The sequence below is a fragment of the Bordetella bronchialis genome (genome assembly GCF_001676705.1).
Taxonomy (GTDB): Bacteria; Pseudomonadota; Gammaproteobacteria; order Burkholderiales; family Burkholderiaceae_B; genus Bordetella_C; species Bordetella_C bronchialis.
On sequence record NZ_CP016170.1, the window covers coordinates 5,055,342 to 5,072,651 of the forward strand.

Genomic DNA, 17,310 nt, shown 5'->3' on the forward strand with positions numbered 1-17,310 from the left:
CCTAATGACGCAGAACACCGCTTCCCTGTCCGCCTTGCCGCAGGCCATTACCGCGCACGCGGGATTTCGCCGTCCGACCCGCGGCTATTGGCACGGCGTGGGCCGGCGCCTGTCCCGCGACCCGGTGGCGATCGGCTGTGCGCTGGTCCTGCTGGTCATCGTGGCGCTGGCCATCGCGGCGCCGTGGATCGGCCTGGACGATCCCTACAAGATGAGCATGATCCGGCGGCTCAAGCCCCCGGGCTACCAAGGCCATCTGCTGGGTACCGACGAACTGGGACGCGACATGCTGTCGCGGCTGATCCACGGTGGCAGGCTGTCGCTGTTCACGGGCTTCGTACCGGTGGTGCTGGCCACGCTGACCGGCGGCGCGCTGGGCATCGCCGCCGGCTACGCGGGCGGCCGCTGGAACATGGTGATCATGCGCCTGGTCGACGTGTTCTACGCATTCCCCTCGGTACTGCTGGCGGTGGCGATCTCCGGCGCCCTGGGCGCCGGGCTGACCAACAGCATCGTGTCGCTGACGCTGGTGTTCATCCCGCCCATCGCCCGCATCGCGGAAAGCGTCACGACCCAGGTGCGCGAACAGGACTTCGTCGAAGCGGCCCGGGCCACGGGCGCATCGGGGCTGCGCGTGGTGCGCGGCCACGTGCTATCCAATGTCATCGGCCCCATCCTGGTGTATGCCTCCAGCCTGATCAGCGTCGGCATCGTCATCGCGTCCGGCCTGAGTTTCCTGGGCCTGGGCGTCAGCCCGCCGAACGCCGAGTGGGGCCTCATGCTGAATACCCTGCGCCAGGCCATCTACGTCAGCCCGCTGAACGCCATCTTGCCCGGCATCATGATTTTCGTCACCTCCATGTGCTTCAACCTGATGAGCGATGGCCTGCGCGGTGCCATGGACGTCAAGGCCTGACCGGAGCCCACCATGTTCGCACGCCTGAAATCCCGCTCGCGGCCGGCAGCTTCCGACGCCCTGCGGCTGCTGGACAAGCATCCCGACCCGCGCGACCGCGGCGGCCCCGCCCAGCCCATGCTGATCGTGCAGGACTTGAAGAAGCACTTCGACGTGGGCCGTAACGGCCTGGGTGGGCCGCGCACGGTGGTGCGCGCGGTCGACGGCGTCAGCTTCCAGGTCGCCAAGGGGGAAACCCTGGGCATCGTGGGCGAATCGGGCTGCGGCAAGTCCACCACCGGCCGGCTGCTGATGCACCTGCTGAAGCCCGATGCCGGACGCGTCATCTTCGACGGCGAAGAGGTCTCCGAAGTACGCGGCATCAGTGTGCGCGATCTGCGCTCGCATATGCAGATGGTGTTCCAGGACAGCTACGCGTCGCTCAATCCCCGCCTGACCATCGCCGACAGCATCGCCTTCGGGCCCAAGGTGGTGGGCATGTCGGAAGCCCAGGCGCGAGTCCGCGCGGCCAGCCTGCTGCGCATGGTGGGCCTGGAGCCGGAGACCTTCGCGCGCCGCTATCCCCACGAACTTTCCGGCGGCCAGCGCCAGCGCGTCAACATCGCGCGCGCCCTGGCCATGGGGCCCCGGGTACTGATCCTGGACGAATCGGTCTCGGCGCTGGACAAATCGGTGGAGGCGCAGGTGCTCAACCTGCTGCGCGAACTCAAGCGCGAACTCGGCCTGACCTATCTGTTCATCTCGCACGACCTGAGCGTGGTGCAGTACATCAGCGACCGCGTGCTGGTCATGTACCTGGGACAGGTGGTGGAGTCCGGCCCGGTGGCGCGCATCTACCAGACCACGCGGCATCCCTACACCGCCGCGCTGCTGGCCTCGCGACCGTCGATGGACCCGCGCCGCCGGGTCGCGCGGCCGCCCTTGTCCGGCGACCCGCCCAACCCCATCGACCCGCCGTCGGGGTGCCGCTTTCGGACCCGCTGCCCGCGGGCCCAGGCCCGCTGCGCGGAGGAAGCACCGCCGCTGGCAGCGGCGGACGACGACGCCGGCCACCTTGCCGCCTGCCATTACCCGCTGCGCCCGGGCGAGGCGCAGGCCCTGCGGTACGCCGCGCCCGATGCGGCCGACGGCACGACGGGCATCGCCGAGGTCGACGCCGCATCGCGGCTACGCGCCTGACTGGAGACCTGCCCATGATCGCTGCTTCCGGATACATCGATGCGCCGCTGGTCCGCGTGCAGGACCTGACGGTGCGTTTCGTCAACCGCGACATGAACGTGCCGGTGGTCAACGGCGTCTCTTTCGCCTTGAAGGAAGGCGAGGTCCTTTGCCTGCTGGGCGAGTCGGGCTCGGGCAAAAGCGTGACCATGCGCGCCCTGATGCGCCTGCTGCCGGACAGCGCACGCCTGGGCGGCCAGGTCACGGTGGGCGGCCACGACATACTGGCCCTGCCGCGCCGCCGGCTGCCGGACATACGGGGCGCGCTGATCTCCATGATTTTCCAGGAACCGCTGACGGCCCTGGACCCGGTCTACACCGTAGGCCAGCAGATCGCCGAAACCGTACGCCGGCACGACGGCGTCAGCAAGCGGGATGCGATGCGCCGCGCGCTGGAGCTGCTCGAACTGGTGCAGATACCGTCGGCCGCGCGCCGGCTGGCGGCCTATCCGCACGAACTGTCGGGCGGTTTGCGGCAACGCGCGATGATCGCCCTGGCCCTGTCCTGCCGCCCGCGCCTTCTGCTTGCCGACGAGCCCACCACCGCGCTGGACGCCACCGTGCAGATCCAGGTGCTGCTGCTCTTGCGCGAGCTGCAGCGCGAACTGGGCATGGCGACGATATTCGTCACGCACGACCTGGGCGTGGCCTGCGAGGTCGCCGACAAGGTCGCCGTCATGTATGCCGGCCGTTTCGTGGAAACCGGAACCATCGCCGACGTCATGGACCAGCCCCGGCATCCCTACACCCAGGGACTGCTGCGCTCCACCGTGCACGCCGGCATGCGCGACAGCGACCTGCTGCCGATACCCGGCGCGCCGCCGGACCTGGCTGCCCTGCCGCCCGGATGCTGCTTCGCGCCACGCTGCCCCATGCACCAGCCGGAATGCGACGCCGGGGTGCCGGTGCTGCGCGAGCCGCTGCGCATGGAGGGCGGACGGCTCGCCATGCCGGGTAGCGGCCATGCGGCCCGCTGCATACGCATCGGCGCCGAGAACCCCCGCCTGGAAGCGGCGGGATGGTAACGAGACTGCATGCCGCGTTGCGGTCCACCGTGTTTCGCGCCACGGCAACCTATGCCGGCGCGGCGCTGGCGGGCTGCTTGTTCCAGCAAGCGCGGGTGCCGCTGCCATGGATGCTGGGCCCGCTTGCCTTCACCGCGGCGGCATCCCTGGCCGGCCTGCCGGTGATGGCGCGCGCCGCACTGCGCAATCTTGGCATGACGGTGGTCGGCACCGCGCTGGGCCTGTCGTTCACCCCGGAAGCCGCACGGCAGCTGCTGGATCATATCCCCTTGATCCTGGCCGCCGTGCTGGCGACGCTGCTGATCGCCTGCACCGCATCCTTGCTGCTTACCCGCACGGCGGGCATCGACCGCGTGACGGCATTCTTCTGCAGCGTCCCCGGGGGAGCGGCGGAAATGTGCCTGCTGGCACGCCGCTACGGCGGCGCGGCAACCCCCATCGCGGTGGCGCAAATGCTGCGCGTCGTATTGCTCGTGATCGTGCTGCCGGCCGTGCTCACCTGGAGCGCGGATGGCGGCAAGTCGCCTGTGCTCCCCTTGGCAGGCACCGGGACGGTGGACATGCCCGCGCTGGCCGGACTACTGATCGTGTCCGGCATCGCCACCCTGCTCATGGCGCGCGCCGGCATGCGCAGCGCCTGGCTGCTGGTACCGCTGGCGGTCGGTATCGCGGCGACGCTGTCGGGCTGGACCGCCTCCGCGATGCCGGGCCCGCTGGCAAGCCTGGCGCAGGTCTTCATCGGCACGCAACTGGGCGCGGCGTTCCGGCGCAAGGACCTGCTTGCCGTGCGGCGCGCCCTGCCCGCCATCGTGCTGAACGTCGCCATCCTGGCGGGCGGGTGCGCGGGCGTGGCCATGGCACTGGCCGCCATGTCCGGCGCGCATCCGCACTCGCTGGTGCTGGCCACCTCGCCCGGCGGCGTCACGGAGATGTGCCTGACGGCCCGGGCCCTGGGCCTGGAGGTGCCGTTGATCGTCGGTTTCCACGTCTGCCGGGTATTCGTCGTCCTGGCGGCCACACCCTGGGTCTTCGCCGCCATGCGGCGCGGGGGCCTTATCGAAGTTCCCGCGACCGCCGCGCGGTCCACTTGAAGGAGTGACGGCATGAACGCCGAATTGCATTTCCTGTCCGTGGCCGAGGCCGCCCGCCTGCTCCAGGCCCGCAAGCTGTCGCCGGTCGAATTGGTGGACGCTTTCCTGGCGCGCATCGACGCGGTCGACGACCGCCTGCACAGCTATCTGCTGGTGATGGCCGAGCAGGCCCGGGCCGCCGCGCGCGCGGCGGAGCAGGACATCATGGCGGGCCGCTGGCGCGGTCCGCTGCACGGCATCCCATACGCCGTCAAGGACAACTACTACACCCGCGGCGTGCGCACCTGCGCCGCCTCTCGACTGCTGCTGGACCACGTGCCCGACCATGACGCCGCCGCCATCGAGCGCCTGCGCGATGCCGGTGCGATCCTGCTGGGCAAGCTCAATACCTGGGAGTACGGCACGGGAACGGGGGCCGTGCATTTCGACCTGCCATTCGAACCGGCGCGCAATCCCTGGAACCTGGCGCACTTTACGGGTGGCTCCTCGACGGGCTCGGGCGCCTCGGTGGCCGCCGGCACCGCCATGGCGGCGCTGGGTTCGGACACCGGGGGCTCGGTCCGCCTGCCCGCCGCGGCTTGCGGCCTGCAGGGCATGAAGGCCACCTATGGCCGCGTCAGCCGCCACGGCATCCTGCCCAATTGCTACACGCTGGACGTGCCGGGTCCCCTGACGTGGACGGTGGAAGACAGCGCCCTGTTCCTGCGCGCCATGGCCGGCCACGACCCGCGCGACCCCGCCAGCGCGCGGGTGGCCGTTCCGGACTTCGTCGCCGGGCTGGAGGCCGGGGTCCGCGGCATGACCATAGGCATCGTGCGGGACCTGGGCCGGGAAGGCGACGGCCTGGACGAGGCCAACCGCGCGGGCCTGGAAGACATTGCTCGCGTCCTGGCCGCTCAGGGCGCGCGCATCGTGGAGGTCGTCCTGCCCGCCGGCGTGGCGGACTACCGGCAGGCCAGCAGCGTGATCAACTGGACCGAATCGCTGTCCATCCACGAAAGCGACTTTATGGCCCGCGCCTCGGAAATGGGGCAGGCGCTACGGGACAAGATGATGAGCGGATTCATGACCCGCGCGGTCGACTATCTTGCCGCGCAGCGCCGGCGCCGCGAACTCGCCGCCGCCACCGACGCGCTGATACGCAGCGTGGATGCGCTGATCCTGCCCTGTGCCTTCCATACCGCCCCGCCCATCGACGATTTCGATCGCGTCAAGGCCTACACCACGGACACGGCCTGCCCGCCCTTCAATATGTCCGGCCACCCCGCGATGGCGGTGTGCACGGGCTTCGACGCCGCGGGCCTGCCGACGAATGCGCAGATCGCCGGCCGCTATTTCGACGAGGCCACGGTATTGCGCGTGGCGCGCGCCCATGAGCGCGCCACGCAATGGCGGGAACGCCGGCCCTCGCTGCAAGCGCTGCCCGCGCTCGAAAGCGCCTGATAAGCCGCACTCATCGGAGACGACCGCCCATGACCACGCCGCTGTTCCACCTGACCGTGTGCCAGGCTTCGCGCCTGATCCAGCGCCGCGAGCTCTCGCCCGTGGCGCTGGTGGATGCATTCCTGGACCGCATCGCGGCGGTCGGCGACAGGGTCCGCAGCTATCTGCTGGTGACGGCGGATCGGGCCCGGGCGCGGGCGCGGCAGGCCGAACACGATATCGCGGCGGGCCGCTACCGCGGACCGCTGCATGGCATTCCCTACGCGGTCAAGGACAACTACTACACGCGCGGGCTGCGAACCACCGCCGCTTCGCGCCTGCTGCTGGACTTCGTGCCGGACCATGACGCCACCGCGGTACGCCGGCTGGACGATGCCGGGGCCATCATGCTGGGGAAACTCAACACCTGGGAATACGGCACCGGCAACGGCGGCGTGTATTTCGACCTGCCCTTCGAACCCGCGCGCAACCCCTGGGACCTGTCGCGCTTTACCGGCGGTTCCTCCACCGGCGCGGGCGCCGCGGTGGCGGCCGGCACGGCCATGATCGCCCTGGGCTCGGACACGACGGGATCGGTACGCCTGCCGGCCGCCGCGTGCGGGCTGCAAGGCATGAAGCCTACCTATGGACGGGTCAGCCGCCACGGCATCCTGCCCAATTGCTACACCATGGATACGCCCGGGCCCTTGACCTGGACGGTGGAAGACAGCGCCATCGTACTGGGCGCCATCGCCGGCCGCGACACCCGCGATCCGGCCAGCGCGGATCGCGCCGTGCCCGACTACAGGGAATGCCTGGACGAAGGCGTGGCCGGCATGACGATAGGCATGATGCGCGACGTCGGCGCCACGCCGGGCAGCATCGATGCGGCCAACGCCGCGGCCCTGGACAACATGGCCCGGGTACTGCGCGACGCCGGCGCGCGCATCGTCGACGTCGCGCTACCCGCGCCCATCGACGAATACCGTAGCGTGACGTCCGTGATCAACTGGACCGAATCCCTGTCCATACACGAAGAAGACTTCGTGCGGCGGGCTCCCGACATGGGCTATGCGCTGCGCGACAAGCTGATGTCCGGCGCCATGACCCGCGCCGTCGACTACGTGGCCGCGCAGCGGCGGCGGCGTGAGCTGGCTGACGCCACGGACGCGGTGGTTCGATCCGTGGACGCCCTGATCGCACCCTGCGCCTTCCGCGTCGCACCGGCTTTCGACGACCAGGCCGCGATGCGGGCCTACACCCGCGAGAACGCCTGCCCACCGTTCAACGCGTCCGGCCATCCCGCCATGACGGTCTGCACCGGCTACGACGCCGATGGACTGCCCACCAACGCCCAGATCGTCGGTCGCTGGTTCGACGAAGCGCGCGTATTCCGCGTCGCGCGCGCCTACGAATGCGCCACGCCATGGCGCGAGCGCCGCCCCTTGCTCTGACCTTGAGGACTCACACCATGACCACGCCCCCCTTATGGAGCGCCGCCGACATCCAGGCGCATTGCGAACGCTACGGCCTGCGCCTGCCCGAGCCGCTGATGCGCCGCATGCAGGAACTATCCACCACCGTGACGCAAACCGGCATGGCCATCGCGCGCATGCCGACCAAGGACCGCGAACCCGCCTTGGTCTTCAACCTGCCGGCAGGTTCATCCAACCGCGAGGAAGCATGATGGAACCGTACGAACTGACCGCCACCCAAGCCTCGGCCCTGATCGCCGCGCGCAAGTTGTCCTGCGAAGAACTGGCGCGCTCCACGCTGGATCGCATCCTTGCGCGCGATCCCGAAGTACGCGCATGGAGCTGGTTCGACGCGGACACGATCATCCGCAACGCGCGCGAGCTGGACAAAACCCCGCCGCGCAGCCCCTTGCACGGCCTGACCTTCGGGGTCAAGGACGTGATCGACACGGCCGACATGCCGACCCAGCACAACTCTCCCATACACGTGAACCACAGGCCCGGGCAGGACGCCGCCTGCGTGGCCGTGGTGCGCCATAGCGGGTCGCTGATCGTCGGCAAGACCGACACCGTCGAGTTCGCTTCGGGCGGGCGCCGCGCCGTCACGCGCAATCCGCACAATCCGGCGCACACGCCCGGCGGCTCTTCGTCCGGCTCCGGCGCGGCGGTCGGCGACAGCCAGGTGCAGCTCGCCTTCGGCACGCAGACCGGCGGCTCGCACATCCGTCCGGCCGCGTTCAACGGCATCTACGGCATCAAGCCCACGCACGGCATCGTCAGCCGCGAGGGCGCCAAGATGTATTCCCACACCCTGGACACCATAGGCTGGTATGGACGCTCCGTGGAGGACCTGCAGCTGGTGGGCAGCGCCTTCCGGCTTCCCGGGTCGGACGGCCATCCCGGGGCCGGTACCGTCGAGCCGGCCAGCGTCAAGGGCCTGCGGGTCGGCTTGTGCCGTACGCCCGTATGGCAGGCCGCCGACGCCTACGGCCGCGCGGCGCTGATGGAAGCCGCGCGCCGCCTCGAAGCGGCGGGCGCCATCGTCCGGGAACTGACGCTGCCGGCCGAATTCGACGGCATGGACGCCGCCCAGCAGACCGTCATGCGCGGCGAAGGCCGTGCCGCCTTCCTGCCGGCTTATCTCGGCAGCCATCACCTGCTGCACGAGGACTTCCGTGAAATGGTGGAGAACGCGCGCGGCATCTCGCCCGCGCAACTCGTGCAGGCCTACGACCTGGCCGCGGCGTGCCGCCGCCTTTTCGACGGATTGTTCGGCGCGGACCTGGACGTCGTCCTGACGCCGCCATCGCCCGGGGAAGCGCCCCAGGGCTTGCAGGATACGGGCAACCCCGCTTTCAACGCCATGTGGACCTTGCTGCACGTGCCGTGCGTGGCCATCCCGGTCGGCAAGAGCGCGCGCGGCCTGCCCTTGGGCATCCAGCTGGTGGGGCCGCGCTTCGCCGACTCCCGCCTGCTGGCCATCGCGGCGGCCTGTGCTCCGGTGATCCACGAGAACGGCATGCTGGGCGAGATCGAAGTGGACGAGGCGATGGCCGCGTAAGGCATGCCGGCGCCGCCGGCATGCCTCGCGCGCCCGGCGCCGTCAGGCCTGCATCAGGTCCTCGATCATCGCGGGAAGCTCGCGCACCCTTATGCCGGTGGCGTGATAGATGGCATTCGTGATGGCCGCGGCCGTGCCGGCCAGACCGATCTCTCCCACGCCACGTGCGCCCAGCTCGTTGAGCACCGGATCCGGATAATCCAGGAAGGTCACATCGATCTCCGGCGTATCCGCGTTCGACGCCACGATATAGTCGGCCAGGTTGCTGTTGGCCGGCTTGCCGGACCGGTCATCGTAGACCGTGTGCTCGAACAGGGCCATGCCCACACCCATCACCACCGCGCCTTCGATCTGGTTGCGCGCGGGACGCGGGTTCAGGATGCGGCCGGCGTCGATCACGGTCACCACGCGGCTGACGCGCAGGCGCGCGATTTCCGGCTGCCATTCGACCTCGGCGAAATGGACGCCATAGGAATTGATGGAGTACTTCCGCTTGAGCGGATCGTTGCCGAAGTTGCCAGCGGTTTCGCTGCCTTCGCCCGCGATGGCGCGCAGGTCGGCGGCCGCGATGATCTGCGCGAAGGGTGTGCCGCTGTCGGCCGGCTGGTCCTTCAGATGCACGCGGCCCTGGGTGAAGGCCAGGTCATCGGGTTCGCGGCCGGAGAACTCGCCCTCGTTGGCCTTGCAGGCGGTCTGCAGCGTCGACTTGACGGCAGCCCGCGTGGCCTGGAACACGGCCGGAATCACCGATGAGGTCACGGTGGATCCGCCGGAGACCGGGCCGGGCGGCAGCGCCGTGTCGCCCAGCACGACCTCGATGCGGTCGACGGGGATGCCGGTCTCCGCGCTGACCAGCTGCGCCATGATGGTGTAGGTCCCGGTGCCGATATCCTGGGTGCCGCAGGACACATGCGCGGATCCGTCGGCACGCAGCTCCACCCGGGCATGGGTCGGCTGGCGCGCGCCCAGCCACGAGCAGCAGGCCATGCCCCATCCCAGTATCTTCCCATCGCGCCGCATGGAACCGACCTCGGGCGTGCGGCGCGACCAGCCGAACTTTTCGGCGCCGCGCTGGATGCATTCGGTCAGGTGCCGCGACGAAAACGGCAGGCCATTGCTTTCGTCATGATCGGGCTCGTTCTTCAGGCGCAGTTGCACCGGGTCCATGTTCAACGCGACCGCCAGCTCGTCCATGGCCGACTCCAGCGCGAACAAGCCGGGCACGGCGCCCGGTCCGCGCATGGCCGTGGGCGTGCCCATATTGCGCCGGCACAGTGCCGAAGCGGTGCGCAGGTTGGGCGTGCTGTACATATGCGGCGTGGCTTCCGCGCAGTTTTCCTCGTAGTCGTCCAGGATGGACGTCTGGGTCAGGTAGTCATGCTGCAGCGACACCAGCTTACCGTCCGCCGTCGCTCCCAGCCGTATGCGCTGCTGGGTGATGGGGCGATGGCCGACATTCTGGAACATCATCTGCCGCGTCACCACCAGTTTGACGGGCCGGCCCAGCTGGCGCGCCGCCACGGCGGCTACCATGCAATGCGGCCACGGCCACAGCTTGCCGCCGAAGCCGGATCCCAGGAAATGCGATATCACCCGCACCTTCTCCGGCGTGGTGCCCAGCGACTGCACCATGACGGCCTTGTGGTTGTCCACGGCCTGCGAGGTCTCGTACAGCGTGTAGCTTTCGCCGTCCCACACGGCCACCGTGGCATGCAGCTCGATGGGGTTGTGGGTTTCCACCGGCGTCACGTAGGTCTGGTCGACCTTCACCGGCGCGGCCTCGTAGGCGGTCTGCACGCGACCCCGCTCGCTTCCCACCTTGATCTCGGTATCGGCGGACAAGCGCGTATCGACCGCCGGCTTGTCTTCGGCGTAGCGCACCTTGACGGCCGCCGCGGCGGCCGTGGCCTGCTCGAAGGTGTCCGCGATCACTGCGGCGACGTACTGCCCGTAATAGCGGATGACGTCGTCGTGGAAAGGCGGCCGTTCCTCGTCCACCTTGGCTCCCTGTACCCGGTAAAGCCTGCCGATGTTCTGCCGGTGCAGGATCAGGCGGACGCCCGGCATTGCCTGCGCCGCCGAGGTATCCAGGGACTCGATGCGGCCATTGGCGATGGTGCTGCATACGGGTACCGCGTAAAGCATGCCCGGAAAGTGGAAGTCCGAGGTGTACATGGCCTGGCCGCTGACCTTCAGCGGTCCGTCCACGCGCGGCGTGGCGCGGCCGATGATGTCGGCCACCTGCGCGCGGGAAGCTTCTGCGACTGTATTCATGAGTCGAACTCCTGTCTTAGGCGGCCTGCGTGGCCTGTTTCAGCGTCTGGACCAGGCAGCGGCGCGCCAGCTCGATCTTGAAGGCGTTCTGGCTTTGCGGACGCGCCTCCTTGAGCGCGGCATCCGCGGCGGCGCGAAACAGCGGCTCGCCCGGCGCCTGCCCGCGCAACACGGCTTCCGCTTCGGGCGAGCGCCACGGGCGCGTGCCCACGCCGCCCAGCGCGACGCGCACCTGCGCTATGGCGCCCTGCTCCACCGTGGCGACCACCGCCGCCGACGCCAGCGCGAACTCGTAGGAGGCGCGATCGCGCAGCTTCAGGTATACGGACCGGCTGCCGGGCGCGGGCGCCGGCAAGCTCACATGCGTGACCAGGTCGCCGGGCTGCAGCACCGTCTCCCGATCCGGCGTATCGCCTGGCAAGGTATAGAACTCGCCTATCGGCACGGCGCGCTCGCCCTGCACGCCCTGGATATGCACGGTGGCCTCCAGCGCCATGAGGGCGACGTTCATGTCCGACGGATTGCTGGCGATGCAATGTTCGCTGGTGCCCAGGATGGCCAGGTTGCGGTTGTAGCCGCCGATGGCCGCGCAGCCGGAGCCCGGCTCGCGCTTGTTGCAGGCGGCGGCGGTATCGCGGAAATACACGCAGCGCGTGCGCTGCAGCAGATTGCCGCCCGTGGTGGCCATATTGCGCAGTTGCGCCGAAGCGCCGGCCAGCAAGGCCTGCGACAGCACCGCGTAATCGCGCTTGATCGTCGCGTCATTGGCCAGATCGGCGTTGCGCACCATCGCGCCTATGCGCACGCCGCCGTCGGGCCGCGGTTCGATGCGGTCGAGCGCCAGCCTGCTGATATCGATGACATGGGCGGGACGCTCGACGTCCAGCTTCATCAGGTCGATCAAGGTGGTGCCGCCCGCCAGGAAGCGCACGTCCGCGCCCTGTTGCGCGGTACGCGCGGCCGCGCCCGCGCGTACCGCGTCCTGCACATCGCTCGCGCGCGTCAACTGGAACATTTCCATGGCTGTCTCCTAGACCTTGCGCCGCGCGTCCTGGATGGCCGCGACGATATTCGGATACGCGCCGCAGCGGCAGATATTCCCGCTCATGGCTTCGCGGACCTCCGCATCCGCCTGCCCCCACGGCTCTTTCAGCATGGCCACAGCGGACATGATCTGGCCCGAGGTGCAATAGCCGCACTGATAGCCGTCGTGCTCGACGAAGGCGGCCTGCATGGGATGGAGCTGGCCGGGCTGGCCCAGCCCCTCGATGGTGGTGATCGTGTCGCCTTCATGCGTCGCGGCGAAGCTCAGACAGGAATTCACGCGCCGGCCATTGACGTGCACGGTGCAAGCGCCGCATTGGCCGTGGTCGCAACCCTTCTTGGTGCCGGTCAGATGCAGATGTTCGCGCAGCGCATCCAGCAGGGTGGTGCGCGGATCCAGATTCAACTGGTGGGCTTGGCCGTTCACGGTCAGTTGCATGGGTATCGTTCCTTTCGGCGCTTGCGCGGCCGGACTATCGGTGGATGGCGCTTCGGCGGCCTGGCCGCCCGAGGCGGACGCATCGGCGACCAGATGGGCCGCCGCGGTCGCCGACAGGCCGGCGGCGCCCATGCCGGCCAGGAAGGTCCTTCGTGCAGGACGGTTCAGGCCGTCCTGCGGGCCTCCGTGCGGCCGTTGGGGAGGGGAAGCTGATGGCATGAAGGTCTCCGGAGTGACCCAGCACGATGCAGGCTGGAAGGGCAAAACTTCTACCGACGGCAAGACTCGTACCCGCGGCCTGCGCGACCCTGAAGCCGCCACGCGCCCACGCCCGGCCGCATCGCGTTTTCTTGCCGTTCTATACAGAACCCATCGCTACTGTTATGGCTGTCATGCGTCAATAAATCCTGGCTTATCGCAGGGATTTACTGCAGTATTTGTCGATACAGCGTTCGGCTTAATACACAATTCGAAACGGGCGCTCGACGCCGTCCATGAAGTGCCGACATTCTTCAACACCACCAGATGCGGGTACTCAAAACACGACTCCTGAACGCTATCCTTTGGCTGGCGTCCTTATTGGGACTGGCGCTGCCAGGGGACGCGAACGCGGGCCAGGCGCTGGAGCTGCCCCCCAACCAGGAAGTCGCTATCTCGCTGCAACCGTACGCAGAGGCTTACGAGGACTCCACCGGCCGCCTCGATTTCGACCAGATACGCGAACTGCACGAGAAAAACCCCGAAATCTTCCAACCGGCGGAAATCCAAAGACCGGCCCGCGCGCGCCTGGGCTCGGCCTGGTGGCTGCGGACCGACATCGCGAACGCAAGCGACCGCATGCGCCGCGTGGTGGTGGTCGCCGGGCCGCCCAATCTTGAAGAGGTGGATTTCTACGTCGCGCAGGCCGGGCAGGAACTGCACACGCGCGCGGGCACGCGAGTACCGATTCTGCAGCAGCAGGACCTGACCCGCTATCCGGCATTGCGCCTGCAGATGGCAGCCGGAGATACCGCCCGTATATGGATAAGAATCAAAAGTCCCACGCCTTACACGCTCACGCCTGTGGCGTATACAGACCGTCTGTTCCGTACGGCCATGCACACCACGATGGCTTACGACGGAATTCTGGTCGGCGCCGGGAGTGCACTGGTCTGGTGCACTATGTTGGTGGCGATCGTCGGGCGGCGGATGCCGTTTTTTTGGTTATCGGCGATCGCCGCCGGCGCCCTGCTGCGCGAAGCCGCCGCGCGCGAATACCTGCAACGCCTGACCCTGCCACTGGACGGCAACTGGGGTTACCGGCTCGAGTTCACGCTGGACGTCATTCATCTGGCGCTTTGCGCCCTCTTCATCCGCAGCGCGGCGCGCCGTGAAATTATTTCCATACCCGGCACGCGCGTGTACACGAATGCCGTGGCGGGGCTCTCCGGCGGTTTGCTGATCGCCGCGCTACTGCCAGGGCAGGCGGCATGGCCGGTGCAGACCGCGGTGTGGCTATACCAGGCCTTGGCCGCCGCGCTTTCGCTGTGCCTGCTGGGATCCGCCGTTATGCTGGCCGGCCCGGCGCGCTTGCGGGCGGGCCGGCCAACGGACACCCATGCGCAGGTCACCGCCGCGCTGCTCGCACTGGCGGGGATATTCATCGCGCTGGACGCGGCCGTCCGGACCATCGGCCCGCTATTGCCCACGCCCCTGATCCCCGTCACTCTGATCCTGGATTCCGGATCGCCGCCGCTGGCGCTGCTGGGGGTGGCGGGCAACCTGACCGTGCTCACGCTGTGGGCCGCGCGGCTATCGGGCAATCCATGGCGCACGCGCATCGCCGCCCATGTATCGCCGGATGTCCTGGCGCGCCCCGTCGCCGAAGCGGGTAGCGGCGGCGCGATCCGCATGCCTCCAGGCGCCGCACCCGACGTGCCGGTACCGCCGGCGAATACCGTGCCGCCGCCCGCCGGCCTGCCGCCGGGATCCGTGGACCGGCCGGCGCCCGCGCATCCGCGGGGGGCCTTGCCGACCGCGGCATCCGGCACGGTGCCGGGCGCGTCCGATGCGGCGCCAAGGCGGGACGCGGAGGGCTCGATCGGCGACGACCGCCAGGCATTGATCCTGAGCTATGTCGGCCACGACCTGCGCGCGCCGCTCGCCATCATCAGCGGTTATATCCGCATGCTGCGGCAAGCCGCCACGCCCCACCAGCATGCCTATCTGGACGTCATCGAACGAAGTGTCGCGCACCAGTTCGAGCTGGTCGACGAGATACTGGCCTACAGCAAGTCCGAACTGCAGCCCTTCACCGTCAGCGCGGAGTCCGTCGAGCTGCGCCCGCTCATGGAAGAATTCGCCCACTTCGGCATCGCGCTGTGCACGCACCAACGGAACCGCTTCGAGTATCTGCCGGTGCCCAGGCTGCCGGCCCTGGTATTGCTGGACGTGAAGCGACTGCGCCAGGCCGTGCTGAACCTCCTGAGCAATGCCGCCAAGTTCACCAGCGAGGGGATCGTGCGGCTGGATGCGCGCGTGCGCGGCATGGACGGGCCTCGGCCCGAGCTGGATATCGGCGTCTTCAACGATGGCATGCATATCCCGGAAGCGGACCAGGGACGCATTTTCGTGGCATTTCGGCAACTGCATCGCCGCGAAGCGGGCCTGGGCCTGGGCTTGTTCATCGTCGAACGCATCGCCACGGCCATGGGCGGCTCCATCGACGTGGAAAGCGCCCCGGAGCGCGGCACCCGCTTCACGCTCACCGTGCCGGTCAAACTGGTCGACCGGACGCTCGTCGCCACGCGGCCCATAGGCGGGGCGCCCATGCCGGCTGCCGGCGGGCCCGCGCGGCAACTCGAGGCGCCGCCGCTGGCCGTGCGCCTGGTGCTGGCGCGCCTGGCGCGCGACGGCGAACTTTCCGAAATCGAAGCCTGGGTGAGCGGAACACGCGACGCCTATCCGCAGTACACGACCTTCTACGACGAGGTCGCCCGGTGCGTGGACAGCTTCGACATGGAGTGCCTGCTGCGCCTGGCACTGCAAGGCACCACAGGCCCCTAGGTTTCCTCGACGAAGGTCTCCTCGCGCTTCTTGCGTATGGACGGCAAGGCCACGATCACGATCAGCGCCGCGGCGGCGGCAAGCAGGCAGGCGGACAGCGGCCGCGTGATGAAGGTCGTGAAATCGCCGCGCGACAGCAGCAAGGCCCGGCGGAAGTTTTCCTCCATCATCGGGCCCAGCACCAGGCCCAGCAACAAGGGCGCGCCTTCGCACTTCAGCTTGGCCCAGAGATAGCCGATGGCGCCGAATACCGCCGTGACGAAGATGTCGAAGGAGTTGTAATTCAAGGAGTAGACGCCAATCGTGCAGAAGACCAGGATCGCCGGAAACAGTACGCGGTAGGGCACTTTCAGCAGTTTGATCCACAGCCCGACCAGCGGCAGGTTCAGCACCACCAGCATCAGGTTGCCGATCCACATCGAGGCGATCAGGCCCCAGAACAGCTCGGGGTGGCTGCTCATCACCTGGGGACCGGGCTGGATGTTGTGGATCGTCATCGCGCCCACCATCAGGGCCATCACGGCATTGCCCGGGATGCCCAGCGTCAGCAGCGGGATGAAAGAGGTTTGCGCGCCGGCGTTGTTCGCCGATTCCGGGCCCGCCAGGCCGGCCGGATGGCCCTTGCCGAAACGCTGCGGCTCGCGCGATACCTTCTTTTCCAGCGTATACGAGGCGAATGCCGACAGGGTCGCGCCGCCGCCCGGCAGGATGCCCAGGCAAGAGCCCAGCGCCGTGCCGCGAAGAATGGCCGGGGCGGCCTCGCGGAATTCCTTGCGGCTCGGATACAGCGATCCCACCTTGTCGGAGATATCGACGCGCTTATCCTTGAGCTCCAGGTTGGTCATGATTTCGGCGAAGCCGAACACGCCCATGGCGACGATGGCGAAGTCGATGCCGTCCTGCAATTCCGGAATGCCGAAGTCATAGCGCGCGACGCCGGAGTTCACGTCCGTGCCGACCATGCCCAGCAACAATCCCAGCAGGATCATTGCGATGGCCTTGGGCAGCGAGCCCGAGGCCAATACGACCGCGCCCACCAGCCCAAGCACCATCAGGGAAAAATACTCGGCGGGCCCGAACTTGAATGCCACTTCGGCCAGTGGCGGCGCGAAAGCGGCAATGATGGTGGTGGCCACGGTACCCGCAAAGAATGAACCGATCGCTGCCAGGGCCAGGGCCGCGCCGCCACGGCCGTTGCGTGCCATCTGGTGGCCGTCCAGCGTGGTCACCACGGCGGATGTCTCGCCCGGCAGATTGACCAGGATGGCCGTGGTGGACCCGCCATATTGCGTGCCGTAGTAGATGCCGGCCAGCATGATCAGCCCGGCGATAGGGGGCAGCACGTAGGTAATGGGCAGCAGCATCGCGATGGTGGGCACGGGTCCCAGGCCGGGCAGCACGCCGACCAACGTCCCGAGGATGCAGCCGAGCAAGGCATAGAGCAGGTTTTCCGGCGATACGGCGACCGAAAAACCCAACGCGAGATTTTGCAGAAGATCCACGCTGCCTCCCTGATTATCGATTATTCGTCCGGGCCGGCCGCGCGACCGGACGACGCGCCGTGCGCGCGCCGCCGCTGCCCGTGTGGCGCCGCGGATCGGCCGACCCGATGGCGCCCGACCGCGAAAGCCATGGGCCCCGCCGCCGTTACCTTTCAATACACATACATTCAACTGACTATTTACTGAACAAAATCGTAGCCGAGCGTAGCTACGGGGGAAAGGTAGGGATACCTCTGATAACGGTGCGGTCGATTGACACCGGATCCGTCCTGCATCCGGGCCTATCGAAGTAAAGCGG

Annotated in this window: 13 protein-coding genes; 9 read left to right on the forward strand and 4 right to left on the reverse strand. The window is 68.3% G+C overall.

The genetic code is table 11. The annotated features are described in order from the left end of the window. Positions 1–4 precede the first annotated feature (4 nt). The 8 genes from BAU06_RS22180 (at position 5) to BAU06_RS22215 (ending at position 8,708) form a co-directional block, all read left to right on the forward strand. Complete coding sequence (locus BAU06_RS22180) at positions 5–916, forward strand: ABC transporter permease (protein ID WP_082993783.1); 912 nt, start codon at positions 5–7, stop codon at positions 914–916. Positions 917–1,033: 117 nt separating this feature from the next. Further along, positions 1,034–2,095 (forward strand): ABC transporter ATP-binding protein, encoded by a 1,062-nt coding sequence (locus BAU06_RS22185; RefSeq protein WP_231934126.1) that lies wholly within the window; start codon positions 1,034–1,036, stop codon positions 2,093–2,095. 14 nt (positions 2,096–2,109) lie between these two features. After that, positions 2,110–3,159, forward strand: coding sequence for an ABC transporter ATP-binding protein (locus BAU06_RS22190; RefSeq protein WP_066355717.1), 1,050 nt, complete (start codon positions 2,110–2,112; stop codon positions 3,157–3,159). Then, positions 3,153–4,250, forward strand: coding sequence for an AbrB family transcriptional regulator (locus BAU06_RS22195; RefSeq protein ID WP_082993785.1), 1,098 nt, complete (start codon positions 3,153–3,155; stop codon positions 4,248–4,250). The genes BAU06_RS22190 and BAU06_RS22195 overlap by 7 nt, the downstream gene beginning before the upstream one ends. Before the next feature lie 12 nt (positions 4,251–4,262). Beyond that, positions 4,263–5,693, forward strand: a complete 1,431-nt coding sequence (locus BAU06_RS22200) for an amidase (protein WP_066355721.1) — start codon at positions 4,263–4,265, stop codon at positions 5,691–5,693. 29 nt (positions 5,694–5,722) lie between these two features. Next, positions 5,723–7,126 carry an amidase gene (locus tag BAU06_RS22205; protein WP_066355723.1) on the forward strand — a complete coding sequence of 468 codons (1,404 nt, stop codon included), beginning with the start codon at positions 5,723–5,725 and terminating at the stop codon, positions 7,124–7,126. Positions 7,127–7,143: 17 nt separating this feature from the next. Continuing rightward, positions 7,144–7,359: a hypothetical protein gene (locus BAU06_RS22210; RefSeq protein ID WP_066355725.1), complete on the forward strand. Its 216-nt coding sequence runs from the start codon at positions 7,144–7,146 to the stop codon at positions 7,357–7,359. After that, entirely contained in the window at positions 7,356–8,708 is a 1,353-nt protein-coding gene (locus BAU06_RS22215) for an amidase (protein ID WP_231933934.1), read from the forward strand. Before BAU06_RS22210 ends, BAU06_RS22215 begins: the two co-directional genes overlap by 4 nt. 42 nt (positions 8,709–8,750) lie before the next feature. Here the strand turns inward: BAU06_RS22215 and BAU06_RS22220 are convergent, their stop codons facing one another. Genes BAU06_RS22220 through BAU06_RS22230 form a run of 3 tightly spaced genes read right to left on the reverse strand, consistent with a single transcriptional unit; the run spans position 8,751 to position 12,684 of the window. Then, positions 8,751–10,982, reverse strand: a complete 2,232-nt coding sequence (locus BAU06_RS22220; RefSeq protein WP_066355729.1) for a xanthine dehydrogenase family protein molybdopterin-binding subunit — start codon at positions 10,980–10,982, stop codon at positions 8,751–8,753. A 16-nt stretch (positions 10,983–10,998) separates the two neighbouring features. Beyond that, positions 10,999–12,003: an FAD binding domain-containing protein gene (locus tag BAU06_RS22225; protein ID WP_066355730.1), complete on the reverse strand. Its 1,005-nt coding sequence runs from the start codon at positions 12,001–12,003 to the stop codon at positions 10,999–11,001. 9 nt (positions 12,004–12,012) lie between these two features. Then, positions 12,013–12,684: a (2Fe-2S)-binding protein gene (locus BAU06_RS22230; RefSeq protein ID WP_231933935.1), complete on the reverse strand. Its 672-nt coding sequence runs from the start codon at positions 12,682–12,684 to the stop codon at positions 12,013–12,015. A 306-nt stretch (positions 12,685–12,990) separates the two neighbouring features. Here BAU06_RS22230 and BAU06_RS27225 point away from each other — a divergent pair, with 306 nt between their 5' ends. After that, the gene (locus BAU06_RS27225; RefSeq protein ID WP_082988413.1) at positions 12,991–15,510 is read left to right on the forward strand and encodes an ATP-binding protein; all 2,520 of its coding nucleotides are present in this window, start codon (positions 12,991–12,993) and stop codon (positions 15,508–15,510) included. Here BAU06_RS27225 and BAU06_RS22240 read toward each other — a convergent pair. Beyond that, positions 15,507–17,012: a tripartite tricarboxylate transporter permease gene (locus BAU06_RS22240; RefSeq protein WP_066355739.1), complete on the reverse strand. Its 1,506-nt coding sequence runs from the start codon at positions 17,010–17,012 to the stop codon at positions 15,507–15,509. The two genes, BAU06_RS27225 and BAU06_RS22240, sit on opposite strands and share 4 nt — an antisense overlap. Positions 17,013–17,310: the final 298 nt, after the last annotated feature.

Bases quoted from the DNA above. Each gene is read 5' to 3' on its own strand.
- BAU06_RS22180 (WP_082993783.1), top strand. From the start codon at position 5: ATGACGCAGAACACCGCTTCCCTGTCCGCCTTGCCGCAGGCCATTACC.
- BAU06_RS22185 (WP_231934126.1), top strand. From the start codon at position 1,034: ATGCTGATCGTGCAGGACTTGAAGAAGCACTTCGACGTGGGCCGTAAC.
- BAU06_RS22190 (WP_066355717.1), top strand. From the start codon at position 2,110: ATGATCGCTGCTTCCGGATACATCGATGCGCCGCTGGTCCGCGTGCAG.
- BAU06_RS22195 (WP_082993785.1), top strand. From the start codon at position 3,153: ATGGTAACGAGACTGCATGCCGCGTTGCGGTCCACCGTGTTTCGCGCC.
- BAU06_RS22200 (WP_066355721.1), top strand. From the start codon at position 4,263: ATGAACGCCGAATTGCATTTCCTGTCCGTGGCCGAGGCCGCCCGCCTG.
- BAU06_RS22205 (WP_066355723.1), top strand. From the start codon at position 5,723: ATGACCACGCCGCTGTTCCACCTGACCGTGTGCCAGGCTTCGCGCCTG.
- BAU06_RS22210 (WP_066355725.1), top strand. From the start codon at position 7,144: ATGACCACGCCCCCCTTATGGAGCGCCGCCGACATCCAGGCGCATTGC.
- BAU06_RS22215 (WP_231933934.1), top strand. From the start codon at position 7,356: ATGATGGAACCGTACGAACTGACCGCCACCCAAGCCTCGGCCCTGATC.
- BAU06_RS22220 (WP_066355729.1), bottom strand. From the start codon at position 10,982: ATGAATACAGTCGCAGAAGCTTCCCGCGCGCAGGTGGCCGACATCATC.
- BAU06_RS22225 (WP_066355730.1), bottom strand. From the start codon at position 12,003: ATGGAAATGTTCCAGTTGACGCGCGCGAGCGATGTGCAGGACGCGGTA.
- BAU06_RS22230 (WP_231933935.1), bottom strand. From the start codon at position 12,684: ATGCCATCAGCTTCCCCTCCCCAACGGCCGCACGGAGGCCCGCAGGAC.
- BAU06_RS27225 (WP_082988413.1), top strand. From the start codon at position 12,991: ATGCGGGTACTCAAAACACGACTCCTGAACGCTATCCTTTGGCTGGCG.